This is a genomic window from Stenotrophomonas sp. YJH_SMC_81 (assembly GCF_059370875.1).
The window spans coordinates 31,654-53,025 of sequence record NZ_JCAFUB010000009.1; the positions used below are offsets into that span (position 1 = coordinate 31,654).

The 21,372-nt window shown below is 67.3% G+C and carries 17 protein-coding genes; 14 read left to right on the forward strand and 3 right to left on the reverse strand.

Annotation, left to right across the window (positions count from 1 at the left end; genetic code table 11):
• Positions 1 to 7: 7 nt before the first annotated feature.
• Positions 8 to 5,365 (reverse strand): ESPR-type extended signal peptide-containing protein, encoded by a 5,358-nt coding sequence (locus tag AC5P8U_RS16310; protein ID WP_447897418.1) that lies wholly within the window; start codon positions 5,363 to 5,365, stop codon positions 8 to 10.
• A 235-nt stretch (positions 5,366 to 5,600) separates the two neighbouring features.
• On the reverse strand, positions 5,601 to 6,581 hold the full coding sequence (locus AC5P8U_RS16315) for an AraC family transcriptional regulator (RefSeq protein WP_072167504.1): 981 nt from the start codon (positions 6,579 to 6,581) through the stop codon (positions 5,601 to 5,603).
• A gap of 693 nt (positions 6,582 to 7,274) precedes the next feature.
• Between AC5P8U_RS16315 and AC5P8U_RS16320 the strand changes: the two genes are divergently transcribed.
• The 13 genes from AC5P8U_RS16320 to AC5P8U_RS16380 all read left to right on the forward strand — a co-directional run bounded on the left by AC5P8U_RS16320 (position 7,275) and on the right by AC5P8U_RS16380 (position 19,867).
• Complete coding sequence (locus tag AC5P8U_RS16320) at positions 7,275 to 7,463, forward strand: Flp family type IVb pilin (RefSeq protein ID WP_005416979.1); 189 nt, start codon at positions 7,275 to 7,277, stop codon at positions 7,461 to 7,463.
• An 89-nt stretch (positions 7,464 to 7,552) separates the two neighbouring features.
• Positions 7,553 to 8,098 (forward strand): A24 family peptidase, encoded by a 546-nt coding sequence (locus AC5P8U_RS16325; protein WP_447897419.1) that lies wholly within the window; start codon positions 7,553 to 7,555, stop codon positions 8,096 to 8,098.
• Positions 8,095 to 8,571, forward strand: a complete 477-nt coding sequence (locus AC5P8U_RS16330) for a TadE/TadG family type IV pilus assembly protein (protein ID WP_072167502.1) — start codon at positions 8,095 to 8,097, stop codon at positions 8,569 to 8,571. Before AC5P8U_RS16325 ends, AC5P8U_RS16330 begins: the two co-directional genes overlap by 4 nt.
• A gap of 25 nt (positions 8,572 to 8,596) precedes the next feature.
• Positions 8,597 to 9,634: a Flp pilus assembly protein CpaB gene (gene cpaB, locus AC5P8U_RS16335; RefSeq protein ID WP_447897420.1), complete on the forward strand. Its 1,038-nt coding sequence runs from the start codon at positions 8,597 to 8,599 to the stop codon at positions 9,632 to 9,634.
• 18 nt (positions 9,635 to 9,652) lie between these two features.
• Entirely contained in the window at positions 9,653 to 11,011 is a 1,359-nt protein-coding gene (locus AC5P8U_RS16340; protein WP_447897421.1) for a type II and III secretion system protein family protein, read from the forward strand.
• Between the two features lie 28 nt (positions 11,012 to 11,039).
• Positions 11,040 to 12,296 (forward strand): CpaE/TadZ family protein, encoded by a 1,257-nt coding sequence (locus AC5P8U_RS16345; RefSeq protein WP_005416986.1) that lies wholly within the window; start codon positions 11,040 to 11,042, stop codon positions 12,294 to 12,296.
• Positions 12,281 to 13,627 (forward strand): TadA family conjugal transfer-associated ATPase, encoded by a 1,347-nt coding sequence (locus AC5P8U_RS16350; protein WP_061479830.1) that lies wholly within the window; start codon positions 12,281 to 12,283, stop codon positions 13,625 to 13,627. Before AC5P8U_RS16345 ends, AC5P8U_RS16350 begins: the two co-directional genes overlap by 16 nt.
• 2 nt (positions 13,628 to 13,629) lie before the next feature.
• Positions 13,630 to 14,586: a type II secretion system F family protein gene (locus AC5P8U_RS16355; RefSeq protein ID WP_069138314.1), complete on the forward strand. Its 957-nt coding sequence runs from the start codon at positions 13,630 to 13,632 to the stop codon at positions 14,584 to 14,586.
• Between the two features lie 28 nt (positions 14,587 to 14,614).
• Complete coding sequence (locus AC5P8U_RS16360) at positions 14,615 to 15,550, forward strand: type II secretion system F family protein (RefSeq protein WP_069138312.1); 936 nt, start codon at positions 14,615 to 14,617, stop codon at positions 15,548 to 15,550.
• Positions 15,550 to 16,440 carry a tetratricopeptide repeat protein gene (locus AC5P8U_RS16365; protein ID WP_072167498.1) on the forward strand — a complete coding sequence of 297 codons (891 nt, stop codon included), beginning with the start codon at positions 15,550 to 15,552 and terminating at the stop codon, positions 16,438 to 16,440. Before AC5P8U_RS16360 ends, AC5P8U_RS16365 begins: the two co-directional genes overlap by 1 nt.
• Entirely contained in the window at positions 16,437 to 16,904 is a 468-nt protein-coding gene (locus AC5P8U_RS16370) for a DUF3613 domain-containing protein (RefSeq protein ID WP_447897422.1), read from the forward strand. The genes AC5P8U_RS16365 and AC5P8U_RS16370 overlap by 4 nt, the downstream gene beginning before the upstream one ends.
• A gap of 8 nt (positions 16,905 to 16,912) precedes the next feature.
• Positions 16,913 to 19,063, forward strand: a complete 2,151-nt coding sequence (locus AC5P8U_RS16375; RefSeq protein ID WP_180885409.1) for a TadG family pilus assembly protein — start codon at positions 16,913 to 16,915, stop codon at positions 19,061 to 19,063.
• A gap of 99 nt (positions 19,064 to 19,162) precedes the next feature.
• Entirely contained in the window at positions 19,163 to 19,867 is a 705-nt protein-coding gene (locus tag AC5P8U_RS16380) for a DUF2968 domain-containing protein (protein ID WP_032954256.1), read from the forward strand.
• A gap of 76 nt (positions 19,868 to 19,943) precedes the next feature.
• On the opposite strand, the gene AC5P8U_RS16385 is transcribed toward AC5P8U_RS16380, so the two are convergent.
• Positions 19,944 to 20,330, reverse strand: coding sequence for a hypothetical protein (locus tag AC5P8U_RS16385; protein ID WP_088497886.1), 387 nt, complete (start codon positions 20,328 to 20,330; stop codon positions 19,944 to 19,946).
• A gap of 186 nt (positions 20,331 to 20,516) precedes the next feature.
• Here AC5P8U_RS16385 and AC5P8U_RS16390 point away from each other — a divergent pair, with 186 nt between their 5' ends.
• Entirely contained in the window at positions 20,517 to 21,341 is an 825-nt protein-coding gene (locus tag AC5P8U_RS16390) for an alpha/beta fold hydrolase (protein WP_151355020.1), read from the forward strand.
• Positions 21,342 to 21,372 lie beyond the last annotated feature (31 nt).

A 21,372-nucleotide genomic window follows, 5' to 3' on the forward strand; every position in this document is an offset into this window, starting at 1 on the left:
GCGGGGATTACCACTGGATGCCGGCACCGACGGCCACACCGGCCTCGCCACGGCTGTTGGTCGAACCGCTGAACTTGTAGATCCAGCGGCCGCCTTCGGAGACACCGGAGATACCGACCGCCACGCCCGATTCGCCGTTGTAGCTGCCAGCCGCGATCGAGGCCATGCTGCGGCCCGCCTCGCTCGGCTGCGGCAGCGCTGCGGTGGCCATCGCCGACGCGATACCGGCCGAAGCACGATTGTCGGTCTTGCGCAGGTCGCGCTCGAAGCCGCCCATGCGCTCGTCGGTGTAGGCCTTGGACCAGTCCAGGGTCTGCGCCATGCCCGACTTCAGCTGGTCGACGTTGACGGCATCGGTGCCAGCAGTACCGGCGGCGACGTTGCGCACCGTAGTCGGGCCGCTGCTGGTGCTGCCCAGGGTGACACTGTTGTAGTTGGTCGCGCCGTTCACCGTGGTGTCGTAGCGGATCGTGCCCTGCTGCGAAGCCTGCAGCTGGCGCACGTTGACCGCATCGGTGGCCTGCGAGCCGTCTGCCACGTTGACCACCTGGCGTTCGGCACCGGCGGCACCGACAGAGACCGTGTTGGCCCGGTTCGCCACCGAACCCGCACCCAATGCCACCGAGTTGTCGGCCTGCGCCTGCGAACCATTGCCCAGCGCGGTCGAGTTGGCACCGGCGGCAGTGGAGCCTGCACCACCGGCGGCCGAGTTGGCGCCGCTGGCGGACGGATCGGCCAGGTTGTTGGTGTTGTTGGCGCGGAAGCTGCCCGCCACGTTGGTGATGTTCTGGATCTTCTGGTCGGTGTACTTCTTCGACTCGTCGATGGCGTAGTTCACGCCGTTCTTGAGTTGGCCGACATTGGTCGCGTCGTAGGTGTCCGAGCCGTCGGCAACGTGGGTGATCTTGCGTTCGCTGCCGGTGCTGCCGACCGAGACCTCACCGGCCGAGTTGCTGGCACCGGTCTGCCCGTAGGCGCCGGTGTAGCCGCTCTGTGCACCGACGCTGGCGACCGAACCGGCGCCCAGCGCCACGCTGTTGCCGGCACTGCTGCTGGCACCGTTGCCGACCGCCACGCTGTTGGCACCGGCTGCACTGGCCTGCGGACCGACCGCCACGGCTTCCGCACCGGCTGCAGTGGCTGCGGCCGCCGTTGAGTTGACCGCCAGGTACGCACTGCCACCACCGCCATTGGTGATGCGCTGGTTGAGGACCTTCAGCGAGCCGTCGACAGCGGTGAAGGCGGCGGTGACGTTGTTGTAATCGCCGCTGGTGAAGGTGCCATCGGTGGCGATGCTGGAGATGCTGAACGTCGGCGCGGTCCACACGTTGGTGGTGCCGTTGTAGGCGGTGGTGCCACCGAAGTAGGTGGCGATGGTGTTGTTCGTGCTGAACAGCTGGTCGCCGGTGATGGCATCACTGCTGCCGGCCAGGATGCTGCCGGCGGCGACGTTGGTGATCTTCACCGCGCCGGTGCCGGTACCCGTCAGCGTCACGCTGTTGAGCACGTTGCCACTGCCATCGACGTCGTACTTCACGGCCAGCTTGTCGATCTCGCCGGTCTGGTCCGCGACGTTGGCCAGCGAGTTGCTGACGGCATCGAAGGCGGTACCGACGTCGTTGTAGTTGCCCTTGGTGATCGTGCCGTTGGCGGCGACGTTGTTGATCGAGTAGGTCGGTGCGGTCAGTACGCCGTTGGCATCGACCGCGGCACCACCGCCCAGATGGGTGGCCACCGCCTGGTTGGCGGCAAACAGCTGGGCACCATTGATGGCCTCACTGCTGGTGGCACTGACCTGGCCCGGGCCAAGGTTGCGCAGCGTGGTTGCCGTGCCGGTCTGGCCCAACGTGGCGCTGGCGTAGTTGACGCTGCCGTCGCCGTTGAGGTCATAGCGCAGGGCGCCCTGCTCCGAGGCCTGCAGCTGGCCCACGTTGACCGCATCGGTCGCCGCCGTGCCGGCGGCCATGTTGGTGACCTGGCGCTCGGCACCGGCCGCACCGATGGAGACACTGTTGGCACGGTCGGCCAGGCTGCCGGCGCCGACCGCGATGCTGTTGGCGGCAGTGGCGCGGGCATTGGTACCCACCGCGATCGAGTCGGCGCCGCTGGCCACCGCCTCAGTGCCGGTCGAGTTCACCCGCAGGTACTTGGTGCCACCGTTGCGGATGTCGGTGATCTGCGTGTTGAGGTTGACCAGCGAGCCATCGACCGCGGCGAAGGCATCGGTGGCATTCTCATACAGGCCCTTGGCGATGGCACCGCCAGTGGAGATCGTGCTGATCTCGAACAACGGTGCAGTAAAGATGCCGCTGGCCGGATCGAAAGCCGCACGACCACCGAAGAAACTGGCGATGGCACTGTTGGTCGCCGCCAGCTGGCCACCGTTGACCGCCTCCAGGCTGCCTGCGGTGACCGCGCCAGCGGCAAGATTGCCGATGGTGGTGGTGCCGGTGCCTGCGCCGAGCGTGACCCGGCGATAGTTCGGGTTGCCCGAGCCGTCCAGGTCATAGGTGACCGCTGCGGAGGCCACATCGTCGATCAGACTGATGGCGCCCTTCAGCTGGGCCACGTTGACAGCATCGGTATTGGCGCTGCCCGCGGCAAGGTTGGTGATCTGGCGCTCGCCACCACCGGCCGTGCCCACCGACACTTCACCGGCCGAAACCTGCGGTGCGGTGAGGCCGTAGGCGCTGTAGCTGGCCTGCGCGCCGCGCAGTGCAGCGGAGCGGTAACCCAGCGCGACCGAGTTGGCCTGGTTTGAAGTAGCTTCGGCACCCAGCAGGGTCTGTCCGTTGGCGGTGCCCACGGCACTGTCACCGACGACGACCGAGTGGCCCATGCGGGCGGCATAGTCGGCCGTCGGCACGCCGGTCGGATTGCTGGGATCGTTGACGCCATCGCCGGGGAAGGCGACATTGGCATCGACCTTCGGCAGTTCATGGCGTGCATTGGCACCGATCACCACTTCCTTGGACCCGTTGGCGAAGGCGCCATCGCCCATCAACACCTGGTAGTCCTGTGCCGCGTTGACCGCCCAGCAGGAAATATCGGCCAGCGCGATGTCCAGGCACTTGGCCGCCCACGCCGGCGAGTCGGTTGGCAGAAGGAGGCCCAGCAGGCCACCGGGATTGCCGTTGTTGATGTTGTAGATGTAACTGTCGGAGGTCACGCCACCGATCAGGGTCAGGTGCGAGCTGCCGCCCGTGGCTGCGCCGCCCAGGCCGTTGAGCGTGCTGCCGACCGGCGACAGGTTGACCACCGGCAGGCCCAGCACATTGACCGTCGAATAGGTCTGCATGACGTTGGCGTTGCTGAGCTTGAGATTGCCGTTGCTCAGGTAGCCGTTGCCGCCGAACAGGCTGGTGGTGGTCGGCCCGATCAGCTGGCCGACATTGCCGACCAGGCCACCGGTGCCGATGATCAGACCAGCATTCGGGTCGGCCGGCGCGGGCGCCTTCGGACTGGTTGGCGGAATCGCCGAGGGTTGGGTCAGGCCGAGGCTGCCCAGCGTGCCTCCCACCAGGCCCCCCACGGCGCTGCCCAGGTTGCCGACGGTGCCATTGAGATTGCCGTTGAGCAGGTTGCCCACCGCGCTTCCGACACTGCCCAGCGTGCTGCCCAGCACACCGCCCAGGTCGCCGGCGGTGCTGCCGGTGGTGCCGTTGAGAATGCCGCCCACGGCGCCGCCGACCGTGCCGACCGTGTTGGTGAGCGTGCCGCCCACTGCGCTGCCGACCTGGCCGACGGTGCCGTTCAGTGCGCCGCCCACTGCGCTTCCAACGGTACCGACAGTGCCGTTCAGAGCACCGCCAACTGCGCCACCGACCGCGCCTACCGTGTTGTTGAGTGTGCCGCCAAGTGCGCCGCCGACCTGGCCGACGGTGCCGTTCAGTGCGCCGCCCACTGCACTTCCAACGGTACCGACAGTGCCGTTCAGAGCACCGCCAACTGCGCCTACCGTGTTATTGAGCGTGCCGCCCACTGCGCTGCCGACCTGGCCGACGGTGCCGTTCAGTACGCCGCCCACTGCACTTCCAACGGTACCGACAGTACCGTTCAGAGCACCGCCAACTGCGCCACCGACTGCGCCCACCGTGTTGTTGAGTGTGCCGCCAAGTGCGCCGCCGACCTGGCCGACAGTGTCGTTCAGAGCACCGCCAACTGCGCCACCGACTGCGTCTACCGTGTTGTTGAGCGTGCCGCCCACTGCACTTCCAACGGTACCGACAGTGCCGTTCAGCGCGCCACCGACTGCACCGACGGTGTTGTTGAGCGTGCCGCCCACTGCGCTGCCGACCTGGCCGACAGTACCGTTCAGCGCGCCACCCACCGCGCTACCAACTGCGCCCGCGGCACCGTGAAGCGTCCCGCCGACAGCACCCACCGCACCACCGACCAGGTTGCCGACGCCCAGCGCGCTGTGCTGTGCGGCCACCGTCGCCTGTCCGGCCAGCTTCAGATTGCGATCGGCCACTACCTCCTGGCCGTCTGGCGCCTGCACGCGCACCTTGCCGGCGACGCCGGCATCGAACGCGGCACTGATGGCACGATCATGGGTTTCACCCGGCAGTTCTTCCTTGGCCGGCAGCGTGACTGCCGCCGTCGCCTGGGCCTGGCCATGCCCCTCGATGTGATGGCCAGCGACCGCCAGATGCGTGTCGGCCTTGCCGTCGACGGTGGCTTTCAGCCCAGGCAGTGATCCGGCGGCTGCACCGCTGAGGCCGGCGGCCGCTTGGGCACCCGTATCGATCGCAGCGACCTGGCGGCCAGCGATGCCGACCTTGGCCCTGGCGCGCGCATTGGCAGCAACGCCCAGCGGCGCCTGCGCGCCGGGCGCAACGTGCGCAGCCAGCGATGCATCCACCTGTGCCGCCCTGGCCGCAGCGTTGCCCACGCCAACATTGGCGCGGACATCAGCCGCCAGTGCCGGCACGGCCACCTGTTTCGGCACGGTGTTCGCTGCCAGCTTCACCTGCACGGTGGCCGGCAACACGTCACGTACCACCGGCAGCGACGTGGTGTTCAACTGCAGGCCCAGACGAGCATCCGCGCTGAGTGCGGGGCTGTTCTGCGCCTGTCGCGCGGCGGCAGCCAGGGCCACTTCCGCGTCAACCTTGACCGGCATCGGCTGCGCATACTTTGCCGCGAGTGCTTGCAGGTCACGCAGCGATTGATTGGTTTCCGAGGCCCCTGCATGGCCGCTGGCCAGCGCACACAGCAGTGCCAGGGCCAGGGCCGTGGGCATCAGCAGGAAGGCGCGCGGATCGCGTGCGGCGCTGCCGCCGCTGTCGCCGGTGGCCAGTTCCGAGGCCACAACCAGAGCATTGAGCTGGCGGTTCCATACACGCCGGTAGATGCGGTTCATGAGCATTTCCCCCGTAGGCGAACAACTGGAATGTCAGTGGACTTGCCGCTAGGCAGGTGACTGACATTCCAGCGGTTGCAACGAGGGCGGTGCACTTCAATCCGGCACGGCAATCGCGCATTCCGGCAAATCCACGGCCGGAATCGGCAGCCGGCTATGCATAAGCGGCAACACGATCGGCAAGCGGATACGCAATTCCGGCATAAACTCCGCAAAAACCCTTGCCGGGCCTGGATCAGGCCGGTTGGCCGATCTGCGCGGGTGCGCGCATCAGGGTGTCGCGCGGCAGTTCGCCGAATACCTTGCGGTAATTGTCGGCGAAGCGCGACAGGTCCCACAGCCCGCAGCTCAGGGCGATCGCCTTCACCGAGCGACGGCTGGAGTCCGCCATCGACAGGCTGCGGCAGGCCGCGCACAGGCGCAGCATGGAGAGGTAGCGGTTCGGCGAGGTTCCAAACAGGTCCTCGAACGCATAGCGCAGGCCGCGCTCGCTGACGCCGGCGGCATCGCAGATCTCGTTCATGTAGATATTGCGACGCAGGTTGAGCCGCATGAAGTTCTCTGCACGCTGCGCGATCAGATAATGCGTGCGCCGCGCACGGGTGCAGCCCGGGCGATCCGCCGCACCGGCGCCCAGCAGGGCCTGCACATGCTCATGCAGCAGGTTCTCGGTCTCATCCGGCTGCAGGCCTGCACCCTGCCCCAGCTGCAGGTGCAGCTGCTGGTAATGGCGTGCCAGCGGCGTGGCATCGCTGGCCAGGTTGAACAGCGAAAGTGCCTGGCCAGCAGGTGGCGTGCTGCGCAGGCTCAGTTCGGTCAGCTTGCGCTGGACGCGGGCCACCGGCACCAGCATCAGGGTCATGTGCGTGCCCGGGCTCAGGGTGAACTCACTGATGCCCTCCGGCATGATCGTCAGCGCCATGCCCGGCGAGAGCGGCACGCCGTGGCACCAGCTCATCGTTTCATCGGTGGCGTGCAGGTACCCCAGCATCGCCCAGTCCGGCGGCAGCATGAAACGGCCACGGCAATGGAAGCCGCAGCTGATGCTGCAGAACAGGGCTTCCTCGTGCACGCGCGAAGCGAACGCCGCCCGTGGCCCGTTGCCATCCAGCAGCAGCAGTTCGACATCGCAGACGCGAAGCACGCCGCTCAGCGTGGCCAGGTCTATCGACCGAAGGCCGCTGTCGTCGCTGTCCTCTACCCCACCATCGACCATGACAGTGTTGTCCCCCCGTTGATCCGCCATCCGCTGCGGCCCCCACTGCCTGACAGGGCGCGCAACGATCCAGAATCCATTTCCGTTGCCACGCCGACAGCGCCGGCGTCGATGCGATCGTACAAATCAATGCAAGAGCTTGAATACGAGTATGCCCAATAATCGGCAAAGGTAAACCCGCGGCGCTGAATGATGAAACGGGATACACAAGTGAAGAAAATGTCTGAGCAGGTGGCACGGTTTTCGCATGGAACCACAAGGCGAATCACATTATCTGCACGACAATGAATCGTTTTGCCTGCGAACGGATTTTCATCACAAAAACCATCTGAAATTTTCAGGCTTCCGGGGTTTCTGCCGAATTTGCATATAGGTTCCGGTTGCAGCCAACCGCCATTCAGGCAAAGTCGACATTACGGTGATCGAGCCATCTGATCTGGCCGCACCCAGGGGGACAGCATGACCACGCACGCATCATTGGATGCCTCGACCACCGGCCCCGGGCCGTCCGGTCGCGACCGTGCGGCCGATGTCCCGCCTGGAAACGATCACCCTGCTTGAGCACAGCGGGCCTATCCCGCCGTGCCTCCTCCGCCAGGACGCGCGGAGGCCCACGGACGATCCCGGCGGAGCCGGGCCACCGCCCAACGCAGGTGTACTGCATCCGCAGACAGGTAGAGGGAGACATTGGTCATGAACGCATCGATCCGCAAATTCCTGAAGGAAGAAGACGGCGTCACCGCGCTCGAGTACGGGCTGCTGGCTGCCGTGATAGCTGGCGTCCTGATTGCGGTCGGCAACGACCAGATCAAGGGGTTCTTCGAAACGCTGTTCAAGAACCTCTCCGCACTGGCCACCAAGGCTTCGGGCTCGACGACCTGAGCGGCGACCGCGCGCGGCCGGCAGAGCCGCGACGGCGGGGCGCATGGAACCAGGCGAAGACCGTCCAGTGACGGACGATGGAGTGTGCGATGACAGTGCTGGGATTGTTGGCCATCGGCGTGTGCCTGCGGATCGCGATCAGTGATCTGTATGCCCGTCGAGTGCCCAACAACTGGCTGGTCGCCGCATGCGTGATCGCCACTGCGGTGATCGTAGTCGGCCAGTTCAGTGCGCCGCGCCAGCCGTGGCTGCCCCACCTTGCCGGCGCGGCGATCGGCCTGTTGGCGCTGCTGCCGTTCCATGCCCTGCGCTTGATGGGCGCCGGGGACGTGAAGTTCTTTGCCGTGCTGGGCCTGATGCTGGGCTGGCAGGCGCTGCTGCCGGTCTGGCTGGTGGCAAGCCTCGCGGCTGGGTTGCATGCCGTACTGGTGCTGGCCGGTCGCCGCCTGGGCGTGCTGCTGCCCGGTCACCAGCAGATGCAGGTCAATCGCACCAGCACGCAGTGGCAAGCGCATCCGGTGCTGCGTGACATGCAGGCCGCCCGCCAGGGACGACGTGGCATTCCCTATGCAGCCTACCTGGCACTGGCCGCCATCGGCTGGGTGCTGGCCAGCATCTACGGAGGTGCACCATGAACATCCGCAGCCCACGCCTGCAACGCGGTGTCGCCAGCATCGAGTTCGCCCTGATGCTGATGCTCGGCCTGTTGCCGCTGCTGCTGTTCACCTTCTCCGGGGTGATGATCATGGCGGCGCAACAGACCCTGGCCACCGCATCGGCCGAAGGCGCGCGTGCCTCGCTGCGCTACGGCACCGCCAGCGAACGACGCACCGCCGCCTGCGTCGCCGCACGCACCTCGATGCAATGGTTGCTGCAGTTTTCCAGGCAGAACGTGGACTGCAGCGCGGGGGGCAGCAACGCCATCGTGGTGTCGGCACAGGCACCCTGCGCCGGTCTGGCCACGGCCCAGTGCATGACCGTGACGGTCAGCTACGACTACGCCAGCCATCCCTTCCTGCCCGGCACCGCCACGCTCTACAAGTGGGTGATGCAGGCCCCCATCCGCAGCGTCGCGGTCGCGCAGCTCGATCTCGGCAGCGGCAATTGATGATCGGTACTTTGGAGATGGTTCCATGCTCAAGTTGACCCGCATCGCTGCCGTCGCCCTGATCGGCCTGGCCGTGCTGCTGGCGCTGATCGCCTTCATGATCGGGCGCAAACCCGCCGCACCTGCAACGGTCGCGCCGGTCGCTCACAACGAAACCCAGGCGATCACCGTGGTCGAAGCCGTGGCACGCCTGCCTGCGGGCGAGCCGATCAGCGCCAACGGCCTGCGCCTGGCCCAGCGCACCGCACCCGTCCCCGGCGCCGCTACCAGCATTGCCGCCGTGACCGGCAAGGTGCCGGTGCAGGACATTGCCGAAGGCAGTGTGATCAACGGCAGCGCATTGGCTCAGGGCTTCTCGCTGCAGCTGCGGCCGGGCGAGCGTGCCCTGGCCGTACCCGTGGACGAACTGGTCGGTGCCGGCAACCGCATCCTTCCCGGTGATTTCGTCGACGTCTTCCTCAACCTGCGCAACGCCCAGCCCAGCATCAACAGCCCTGGCGAAGCGGCGCAGACGCGCCTGCTGCTGTCGCGCCTGCGCGTCCTGAGCTACGGCCAGCAGGACATCGTGCCGCTGGCCACAGAGACTATTTCCGACAGCGAGGCCGACACCCGCAACGACCCGCGCGCTGCCGACATCACCGGAAGTGGCAGCACGCAGAGCAGCAGCAATGAAGCGCCGCAACCCGCACGCAGCGCGGTGCTTGCGGTACCGGTGGCCGACGCCAACCGGCTGCTGCTGGGTGCGCAGCAGGGCAAACTTTTCCTGGCCCTGCGCAATCCCGCCGATACCGGCCTGCCCGACCTGGCGTTGTTCCCGCAATCGCGCGGAGTGATCGACCCGCTGCGTGGGCTCGACGCCGAACAGCAGCTCGCCCTGCAGCGGCCGGAGAACCACGCCTTTGCCGGTATCGACAGCGACGCGCTGGCCGGACGTGGCAGTGCACCGCCACGCAGCACCCCGGATGCACCGGCGCGCGCGCCGGCGTCACGTCGCAGTGCACCGCGCGCGTCGGGGATCGAGATCATCCGCGGCGACAGTTCCGCATCCCGTGCCTCCCTTTGACCTGCATCGAGTGCATCCATGACCGAACGTCGCCGCCGTCCACGCCTCTCCCTCCGCCAGCGCTGGCTGGCCCTGCTGCTGGTGCTGCTGGCGCCGGCAGCGAGCGTGGCCGCCGATGACCTGGTGCTGCAGGCGCGCGAGCAGCGTCCCTGGAACCTGCCGGCCGACCTGGAGCGGGTGGCCATTGCCGACCCGGGTGTAGCCGACATCGTGATGCTGCGCGGGCAGCGCCAGGCGCTGCTGGTCGGCAAGACGCCTGGCACCACCACCCTGCTGCTGTGGCACCGCAGACAGGCCGAGCCACAGCGGTTGACGGTACGGGTGCAGAGCGCCGTACAGGGCGCTGCCAGCACCGGCGGTACCGGGCTGGTGTTCACCCAGCAGGACCAGCAGGGCCTCCTGCAGGGAAGCACCGACAGCATGCTCACGCACATGCAGGAACAGCGCACTGCGGCGATGGCGCTGGGCAAGGACGGCATGCTTGCCGATGCGTCCACCATCAACAGTGGGGGCGTGGTCCAGGTCGAGGTCAAGGTGGTCGAGTTCAACAAGACCGCGATGAAGCAGATCGGCATCAACTTCCAGAACCGCAACGGCGGCTTCGCCTATGGCTTCGCGCGGCCCGGCACTGGCCTGCCCGGCAATACCGGCCTGCTGCCCGGCATGAAGGAAGGCAACAGCAGCAACGAGGCCGTGTCGCCGATTTCCTCGGCGTTCCGGCTGGTGTTCGGCTCGACCAAGGGACGGTGGAACGCCGATGTCGAACTGCTGCAGAGCAATGGCATGGCGCGCGTGCTGGCCGAGCCGACGCTGGTGGCACTGTCCGGCCAGAGCGCCAGCTTCCTGGCCGGTGGCGAGCTGCCGATCCTGGAGCCGCAGGGGCTTGGCACCACCACCATCACCTACAAGCCCTTCGGCATCGGCTTGACCGTGACCCCAACGGTACTGGCGCCGAACCGGATCGCGCTGAAGGTCGCGCCGGAGGCGAGCGACCTGGACTACAGCAACGCGATCGTGCTCAACAACGTGCAGATTCCCTCGATCACCACTCGTCGCGCCGATACCACGGTCGAGCTGGGTGATGGCGAGAGCTTCGTCATCGGTGGCCTGGTCAGCTCCAACATCGTCTCCAACGTCAACAAGATTCCACTGTTGGGCGACCTGCCGATCATTGGTTCGTTCTTCCGCAACTTCGACTACAAGCGCCAGGACAAGGAGCTGGTGATCATCGTCACCCCGCGTCTGGTGCAGCCGCTGGCACGCAACACCGAACTGCCGCTGCCTGGCGAGCGCGAAGCCAAGCCGCATCTTCCCGAATGGGGGTCGTGGTTGCTGGGGCCGGTCAGCCAGGACCCGGTGCCCGGCTTCTCGCGCTGACTTCCATGACGCCTGCGGAACCACGCCCATGCCCTACGCCACCGCCCAGCCGCTGCATCCGCAAGGACCGCCGATGAACCTGGTCCTGTACGGCATCGACCGCGAACTGCTGCCCCGGCTGGCCGCCAAGCTGCCGCCGACCACCACCCTGCACTGGCAGGACAGCAGTGCGCCGACGTCTGCGCAGGACCTGCAACGCGGGCCGCAGAGCCTGGTGCTGCTTGACTTCCGGCCCGAGCACGCGGCTGCCTCGAGCGTGCTGGCACAGCAGCTGCAGCAGACCCAACCGGACCTGGCGCTGGTCGCGGTCGGCGCCACCAGCGCCGGCCAGGTCGAAGGCGTGGTGATCGCGCTGCGCGCCGGCCTGCGCGATGTGCTGGACCTGGACAGTGACAACGCCGGCATCGAGGCGGCCCTGCGGCGTGCGCTGTCACCGCGCCCGGCCGCGGTGGCGCAGCACGCGCACAAGGCGCGCCTGATCGTGCTGCTGGGCGTGCGCGCAGGCGTCGGCACCAGTACCCTGGCCGCACATCTTTCGGTGCTGGCGCAACAGACACGGGCCCTCGCCCAGGGCGATGCAGTGCAGCAGGACGGCCTGCTGATGGAACTGGCGCAGCCCGCCGGTGACCTTGCGCTGTACCTCAATCTCGACAGCCGCTTCCACTACGAGGATGCGCTGCGCAACGCCAGCCGCATCGACGCCACCCTTGCACGCACCGCGATGGCGCGCCATGACTCCGGGCTGGTGCTGCTGGACCGTGCCGGCGGCAGTGATGCCGTGCCCCCGTCCGACCCTGGCGCGCTGCTGCAGCGCCTGCGCGGGGTGTTCGCCAGCGTGCTGTGTGATGCCGGCGGCTGCCCGCTGCGGCAGCTGCCGCCGCTGTTGCTGGACCAGGCAGACGAGATCTGGCTGGTCACCGATGCGTCGATCGCCACGCTGGTCTCGCTGGACCAGGCACTGAAGCATCTTGCAGGCCAGCGCGAGCGCGAGAAACGCCTGCAACTGGTGATCAACCGCCACGACGACAGCAGCGGCATGAGCCCGGAACAGATCGCACGCCGCTTCGAACTGCCGTTGCTGGCGACATTGCCTGAACGACCGCGTGTGCGCCTTGCCGCCAGCCAGGGCCGCCTGCTGCTGCAGGATGCGCCGCGCGATCCCTACCTGCGTGCCCTCGCCCCGCTTGTGTCACGGCTGGACCCGGCTGCCTGCCCGGTCCAGCCGCATGGCCTGCGGGAAAGACTCTCCCTTGCCCTGGGTGGATCGCAATGGAAGACAAGGTAACCCCGTTCCCGCATGCCGTTGCCCGCCCGCTGCTGCACGAAAGCCCGGGCCACCTGCCGTTCGCACAGACCGAGCAGTACCAGAAGGTGCTGTCGGCCGCGCATGAGCACCTGCTCAACAGCATCGAGGACGAGCGCATCGACATCGATTCCTGGGCCCCGGATACCATCGCCCGCTGGGTGCAGGTACAGACCGTGGGCTTCATCCAGGAATGGCGCATCCCGATCAACGAAGAAGAGATGCAGGTGGTTGCCGAGGGCCTGGTCAAGGAGCTGACCGGTTTCGGCCCGCTGGACGACCTGCTCCACGACCCCTCCATCGAAGACATCCTGATCAACGGTTTCAAGGACGTGCACGTTTCGCAGGGTGGCCAGCTCCGGCGTGCCACCCAGCGCTTCACCGATGACACCCACCTGCTGCGCATCCTGCGCCGCATCCTCGCGCCGCTTGGCCGCCGGCTGGATGATTCCAATCCGATGGTCGATGCGCGCCTGCCCAACGGCGGCCGCCTCAACGCGATCATCTCGCCACTGGCGGTGGACGGGCCGATGGTGTCCATCCGCAAGTTCCGCAAGGACCCGTTCACCCCCGACGAACTGCTCGCCAAGGGCACCTTCGACGCACCGATGCAGGCCCTGCTGAAGGCAATGGTGCTGGGCCGATGCAACATCCTGGTCTCCGGCGGCACCAGCTCCGGCAAGACCTCGCTGCTGAACGCACTGGCCAGCTACGTGCCACCCAGCGAGCGCGTCATCACCGTGGAGGACACCGCCGAGCTTTCGCTGAACCATCCGCACGTGGTGCGCCTGGAAAGCCGCATCGGTGGCGCCGAGGGCCAGGGCGCGGTCAGCATCCGCGACCTGGTGCGCAACAGTCTGCGCATGCGCCCGGACCGCATCGTGGTCGGCGAAGTGCGTGGCGCGGAAGTGCTGGAAATGCTGCAGGCGATGAACACCGGCCATGACGGATCGATGGCCACCATCCACGCCAACACGCCGCGCGACTGCCTGTACCGCATCGAGATGCTGGCCGGCTTTGCCGGCTTCCAGGGCAGCGAGGACAGCCTGCGCCGGCAGATTGCCAGCGCCATCGACTTCATCGTGCAGATCTCGCGGCTGGGCAGCGGGCGCCGGGTGCTGGTCTCGATCACCGAGATCACCGGGGTCAGTGACAACCTGATCACCACCCAGGAAATGTTCCGCCACGAGGTGCAGATCGACGCCGCCGGCCGCGAGACCGACCGCTGGATCGGCCTGGGCTTCCATCCGCACTCGCACAAGCTGGAGCCGTTCCGCCAGCAACTGCGTGAATCGCTCTACGGGGACTTCTGAGCATGGGCACCGGCCTGCTGCTGGGCGTGTTGAGCATCATCTCGGTGCTGCTGGCGCTGGCCGTCTGGCTATGGGGCACCGCCGCCAGCCGTGAGCAGCGCCAGGCCTCGCTGCAGCATGCCGAGCAACAACTGGCGCGCGGCAGCGCGGCCGGCGCGGTACCGGCCGGGCCTGCCGTTGCGGCGGCCAACGATTCGACCCGCCCGGCCAGCACTGGGACCCGCGTACTGCCGTGGGACGGTGTCCTGCAGCGCGCCGGCCTTCAGCCGGGCTGGAAGCTGCCACTGATGCTGCTGGTGCCGGGACTGGTGCTTGCGGTCGTGGCGGCGATGCGGCTGGGCACGGCCTGGATGTTTCCGCTGACCCTGCTGCTGTACCTGCTGGGCTGCTGGCTGTGGGTGATGCGCCGGATCACGAAGCTGCGCGCGCAGCTGCTGCACCAGATGCCGGACTTTCTCGACAACCTGGTCCGCCTCACCGCGCTGGGCAACAGCCTGCAGGCCGCGTTCCAGGTGTCTTCGATGCAGACCAGCGCGCCACTGCGCGGCCTGCTCGACACCACGGTGCGCTATGCGCGCAGCGGCATGGACCTGGATCGTGCATTGAGCCTGGCCGCGCAGCCGTACCGGATGGACGTACTGAAGGTGCTGGCAGTGGTGATCGGCGTGAGCGTGCGCATCGGTGGCCGCGCCGACCAGATCCTGCAACGCATGGGCGATTTCATGCGCGACCTGGAACAGGCCCAGCAGGAACTGGCGGCCACCACCTCGGAAACACGGATGTCGGCCTGGGTGCTGGGGCTGCTGCCACCCGCCAGTGCGGTGCTGATGGCGATCTCCAGCCCGGCGTTCTTCCAGCCGGTGCTGCACGACCCGCTCGGTCACAGGATCCTGCTGATCGCACTGGGCCTGGAACTGCTCGGGGCGTTCCTGCTGTACCGCCTGGCCAAATCGCTATGACCGCCCGCAGCCGCCCCGGAGGTGCCCGATGAGCGCCAGCGCCTGGTTCGCCCTTTCGCTGCTGGTGCTGGCAGCCGGCGTCGCCCTGCTCGGTATCGCCGGCTGGGTGCGCAGCCATCGCGAGCACCGCACCTCAGCCACACTGAAAACCGCCCTTCAGCCGCGTGAAGAAGGCCGCGACACCGAGGCCACGCGCCGCGACTCACTGGGCTGGATCGAGCGCTTCGGGCGCTCGCTCAGTGGCGGCCGCCTGGAGGCCGCACTGCTTGCCAACGAAGACAAGCTGCTGTTGGACCTGGCTGGCTGGAACACGCGCCGCGGCACCGCGATCTATCTCGGCCTGCGCCTGCTGCTTGCCCTGTTGGTGCTGGCGCTGGCGCTGGCGTTCAGCAGCGCGCACGGGCTTGCCAAGGTGATGGTGGTGATCGGTGCGCTGGCGGCCGGGCTGCTGCTGCCGAAGTTCGTGCTGTCGTCGTGGGTCAAGCGCCGCCGCCGTGCGGTCGAGAACGAGCTGCCCCTGCTGATCGACCTGCTGCGCCTGCTGCAGGGCGTGGGCTTCAGCATGGACCAGAGCCTGCAGACGCTGGGCGACAAGCTGCGCGATGCATTGCCGGTACTCGGCGGCGAACTGCAGGAAGCCAATGTGGCCTATACCCATGGCCGCACGCGCGCGCAGTCATTGCGGCGGCTGAGCGAGGTCTACGCCGATGATGACCTGGCCAGCCTGATGCAGTTGATCCTGCAGGTGCATGCGCACGGCGGCGCAGTGCAGGAGCCGTTGCGCCAGTTCAGCCTCCGCCTGCGCGAACAGCGCCGCAACGCGTTGAAGGAAAAGGTCGGCAAGCTCTCGGTGAAGATGACCGTGGTGATGATGCTGACCCTGTTGCCGGCACTGATGCTGGTGCTTGCCGGCCCGGCGCTGGTCGCGCTGGCCACCACCCTGTCCAAGATGGGATCTCCCTGATGCCTCCCCTGCACACCTCCTGCCTGCTGCTTGCCGTCACCCTCGCCGCCCTGGCCAGTGGCTGCGCCTCGACCACGCCGAAGTATGTGCGGGCGCCCAGCCTTGCGCCGCCGGAACCCGATCCGCAGGACAGCCGCAACGCCTATCTGGAGCTGATCGAACGCATGCAGCAGCAGGGCGCCTGGTATGCCTCGCTGGCCCATGTGGAGGCCTTCCGCCAGCGCTATGGTGATCGTCCTGCCCTGCGCCTGCTGCAGGCCGACGCACTGCGTGAGACCGGCCAGACCGACGCGGCGGTCGCGCTGTATCGCGAGCTGTCCAGCGGGCCGCAGGCCGCCGCTGCGGCACATGGCCTGGGCCTGATCGCCGCACGTCGCGACGACGATGCCGGCAGCGAACAGGCCCTGGCGCGCGCTACGCAGCTGCAGCCCTTGAACACCGACTACCTGGGCGACCTGGGCTATGCACGGCTGCGTGCCGGCCGGTTCGATCAGGCCCGCGAGCCGCTGGCCAAGGCCCTGGAGCTTTCACCGGGCAACGCCAAGGCAACGGCCAACCTTGCACTCTGGGCGGTACTGCGCGGCGACCAGGCCACGGCGGAGCGGCTATCGGCACAGGCCAGCCTCAACGAGGAAACGCGCCGAAGCATCCAGCAGCAGGCCCAGCAGATCCGGACGCGCCTGCAGCAACGACAGGCCGCTGCTGCCGCCAACGCAGCCACACCTGCACATACGGCCAGCGTCGAGAGTGGCGCTCGTGCATCGGGCGGCGCACGGCTGGCGGGCGAACCCCACCGCGACCCGCGCGACCAACGCGATCCGCAGCGCCTGCCACCCTCGATGCTGGAACGCTTCAGCGCCACCGATCACCCGACCGGAAGCACACCATGACCACGATGCGCCAGATCCGACGCCTGTTGCCCGTGCTGTGCTGCCTGCTTGTTGCCGGTGCCGTGCAGGCGCAGCAACAGCCATTGACCGGACAGATGCTCGGTGGCCCCTCGCCGTCGCCAGCGGGCACGGTGCCCATGCAGGCCGAACCGCTCCCCACCGTGGAGTTGGCCGCACCGGCCGCATCCGCCGAGGTGACCGGCGCGCAACCGGCAACCGTCGCAAACGACGTCGCACCAGCACCGCCCGCCGCACCGCGTGCACGCCTGCAGAGCGGCGAGGCGACCCGCAATCTGTTCCGCCTGCAGGCCTCCGGGCAGCAGGCCGGCCAGCGGCTGCCGATCCTGGGTGACCAGGCCACGCTGAGCTATGCGCGTTACCTGAAGAGCTTTGAACACGAGATCCCGGACTTCTTTGAGACCGATGTCTCCCGGTCCAAGGACGCCTCCTCCTCCGGACGCTGAGGTCGGCCATGAAACGCCCACGCCAGTTCAGTTTCAGCCGCGCACGCGGCGGCATGTCGGTCACGATGATGCTGGTCATGCTGGCGCTGTTGGCCATGCTGGGCCTGATCGAGATCGGCTATCTGTTCTGGGCCAAGCGTGATGCGCAGAAGGTGGCCGACCTTGCCGCTCTGGCCGGCGCACAGCGACTGGAGCTGTGCAGCCCGGACAACAGCGACAACAGCGCTGCCCGGCAGAATGCGGTGGCCCAGAACGGGTTCGCAGGCACCCTGCAGATCCGCTGCGGCAACTGGAGCGCCAGCCGTGGCACCGGCACCCGCTTCGTCACCAGCGTCGATGCCAGCAATCCCCGCAATGCCGTTCAGGTGATCGCCGAGCGCAGCGTGCTGCCCTTCTTCGGGCAGACTTCCAGCCTGCCCACCGTGAGCGTGCAGGCCGTGGCGCGCCGTGCCGAACCCACCGCGGTGTTTGCAGTCGGCTCGCAGCTGCTAAGGACCAATGGCGATTCAGTGCTGCTGTCCACCCTGCGCCTGGTTGGCCTGGACGTCACCAATGCCACGGTGCTGTCCTATGACGGCCTGGCGCAGGCCAACGTCACCCCTTCGGGCCTGCTGAAAGCGCTCAACATACCGGTAAGCGCCAACCTCAGCGTGGCCGACTTCAATCGCCTGCTGTCGGTCAACAAGATTTCGCTGGCACAGCTGGTCGATGCCACCGCCACCGTGGTCGGCCGTGACTCCGCAGTGGGGGTGCAGCTGCGCGCCCTGTCCGATCTGGTTGCCACCCAGCTGGACATCAACAAGCTCAACATCGTGCTTGGTAGCCAGTCCGGCGGCGGTGGCCTGTTTGCTGAAGTTGTCTCGCCCGACGGCACCGTCGGCAGCGCACTGGAGTCACAGATCAACGTGCTCAACCTGATCAGCACCGCGATCTCCATCGCCAACGATGGCAACGGCGTGGCGGTCAAGGGACTGGACCTGCTGGGCATCAGCATCCAGGCAGGCGTGGTCGAGCCGCCATCGATCGCCATCGGCGGTGTCGGCAGCCGTGCCTACAACGCGCAGGTGCGGCTGATGGCGGACGTGGACAGCAACAACCTGTTCGCGCTGGGGCCGCTGCTGAACCTGCTTGGCACGCGCCTGCACCTGCCGCTGCACGTCGACGTGGCCAACGGCATGGGCACGCTGACCGGCATCCAGTGCGGCGGCAATCCACCCAAGGCCACGATCCAGGTGGACTCGTCGGTGCTGCGCGCCTGCGTCGGCAATGTCGACCCTGCACAGCGCTTCTCCAAGGCCAATGTCTGCGACGCCACGCTGCAGGACGAACAGCTGCTGAAGCTGCTGGGCCAACCATTGATCAACGACAGGATTACCCTGCCTGCCCTGACCAGCACGCAGACCCTGACCCTGGCCGCCGGTGAGACCGGCTCGACCCGGTTCAACCCGCTCGCGATCGGTGACGCAGTGTCGAGCCTGGTGAACGAACTGCTACGGGTGCTGTCGGGCATGCTCAATTCGCCCAAGCAGGGCATGAACGCCAACGACACCGCCAAGGCGCTGGCCGATCGCTACCTGCAGGCGGCCTTTCCGACTGGCGGACGCTACAACGTCGACCAGGTCATCCCGCTGCTGCGCGATGGCGATCCGGCACGCAATCTCGCCCCGCTGGGCAACTGGACGGTGAAGAATGGCGTCCCCAAGCCCTGCCTGCTGGGCCTGACCACCTGCTGGGAAGACGGTTCGGTGTGGACCGGTTACAGGACGACCGTCACCGGCCAGGGCCTGGGCCTGCTCGACGGCCTGCTTGGCTCGCTGGTCGGCGGCCTGCTGATCAACCGCTGCGACAGCCTGCTCGGCAACCTGATCGATTACAACGGCTGCGTGCGCAACAATCTGGCGTCGTACATCCAGACCGCACCGGCCGGCTTTCTCGATGGTGCGGGGGGAACGGGTGTCACCAACCCCGATGGCAGCGTCAGCTGCAGCGGCCTGCTGTGCACCGTGCTGAAGCCGATCCTGGCCGCACTGCGGCCGGTGCTCAACAGTGTCGGCACCCTGCTGACCAACCTGCTGGCCAGCGTGCTGGGCCTTGAACTGGGCCGGACCGACGTCAACGTGCAGTCGATCCAGTGCAGCGCCGCACAGCTGGTCTACTGACCCGTGACGGGCGCCCTTGGCGGCGCCCACACCCATGCTAGACTCCCGGCGGGGAACCACCTTCATATCAACCCACACTCATCCGTGGATGGTCTAGACATGCGAGAAACTTCAGGGGGCGCGGTCTTTGCCCGGCACGCGCGCAGCGCGGCAGTGCTGGCCGTGGTCATGATGCTGGTGGCACCGGCAGCGATGGCTGCACGTGGCGACCGTGAGGCGGCAGCCGAACCGGCGCGCAGCGCGCCGGTGGTGCGCAATACCGTGGACGAACTCAAGCAGTTGATGGACTCGCGCCAGCTGACCGAGCTGCGCACCACCTACAACGGCAACTACGGCGCCAGCCTGCTGTTCAATGCCAACACCCTGACCTACTACGTCGCCCTGTTCCAGGAGAAGAACTTCTGGCGGGTGATCAAGACCGATGCGGTGGACAACGCCGAGCGCGTCTATCGCACCTTCGCGCAGCAGTCCGAACAGCTGGCCCAGGTCTACATCGACACCACCCGCCTTGAAGCCGGCAAGCGCTACACCGAGCGCCTGGTGGCCTACAACGAGGAACGCCTGCGTACCCTGCAGCAGGAAATGGAACAGCAGCAGGCGCAGTCGGCTCAGGTCAGCGCCGCCCTGCAGCAGGCCCAGCAGCAGGCCGTGAGCCTCAGCACCGACGTGCAGAGCACCAACAGCCAGCTGGACGCCCTGCAGCGCCGCATCCAGATCCTGCAGGCCGAACAGGGCAACCCGGAGTTGAGCCTGCCCAAGCCGGACAGCGTGCCCGCACCGGCGGCCGCCAGCGACGGTCGCTGAGAGCTGCACTCACGGTACTCCACGCGACGGCGCCCTATGGCGCCGTTGTCGTTTTCGGCACTTCAGCGTCCCCGCGTCACTGGCAGGCGCCGTAGACCGCGTCATCCAGCTGCCGGCGCTGCACGAAATCCAGGCGCCGACGCTTGAGCAACGCCTGCTCGCGATGACGCCGGGCACGCTCGCAGGCCGCCGCATCCGTGCTGATCGTGATCAGCGCACCGTGCGCCCGCGCCGCACGCCGTGGCCGGGGCGATGGCTTCGGTGTCGAAGCCGCTGGCGCCACAGCGCCGCGGGACAATGACTGCTCCGCGGGCACGTCCCAGCGCCATGCGGCGCGCCCCTGGCAGGGTGTCTGCTGGTAGACCGGGTGCGGTCCATCCACGCACTTGTAGACATGGGTCTGTGCCGGCGCTGCCATGGGCAGCAGCAGGCACAGCATCAGCGACCATCGCATGGCGGGCATCCGTGCGTTCCTGTGGCGGGCTGCGCTCATCCTCGGCATACGGCTCCCGTCCTGCCAGAGCGATACGCGTCACATCCGATGCAATCCAGCACAGCCGTGCAAGTCGGTCGCCTGCGCCTGCGCTGTACTGCCGAAGGCACCGGCATCCTGCCGAAGCCTTCCCTCCCTTCCGCCAAGGAACCTGCAATGAGCAACTTCGTCACCGTCGCCGATGGCGCCCGCATCTTCTACAAGGATTGGGGCACCGGCCAGCCGATCGTGTTCGCCCACGGTTGGCCGCTGACTTCCGATGCCTGGGATCCGCAGATGCTGTTCATGGGCCAGAACGGCTTTCGCGTGGTCGCCCACGATCGCCGCAGCCACGGACGCTCCAGCCAGACCTGGGATGGCAACAACATGGACACCTATGCCGATGACCTGGCCGCGGTGATCGAAGCGCTGGACCTGAAGGACGCGATCCTGGTCGGCCATTCCACCGGCGGCGGTGAAGTGGCCCATTACATCGGTCGCCACGGCAGCGCGCGCGTGGCCAAGGTGGTGCTGGTCGGCGCCGTGCCGCCGCTGATGCTGAAGACCGCTGGCAACCCCGCCGGCACCCCGCTGGAGGTCTTCGACGGTATCCGCAAGGGTACCGGCGGCGACCGTTCGCAGTTCTTCAAGGACCTGACCACCCCGTTCTTCGGCGCCAACCGGGATGGCAACAACGTCACCCAGGGCATGCGCGATGCGTTCTGGCTGCAGGGCATGCTCGGTGGCGTCAAGGGCCAGTACGACTGCGTGCACGAATTCTCGGAAGTGGACTACACCGAGGACCTGAAGAAGATCGACGTGCCGGCGCTGGTCGTGCACGGCGATGACGACCAGATCGTGCCGTTCGATGCCTCGGCCAAGCTGTCCTCGCAGATCATCAAGGATGCCGAACTGAACGTGTACGCCGGTGCGCCGCATGGCCTGACCATCACCCACGCCGACCAGTTCAACGCCGACCTGCTGGCATTCGCACGCAAGTGAGGTATCGCGGCGGCGCCGCAACGGTGCCGCC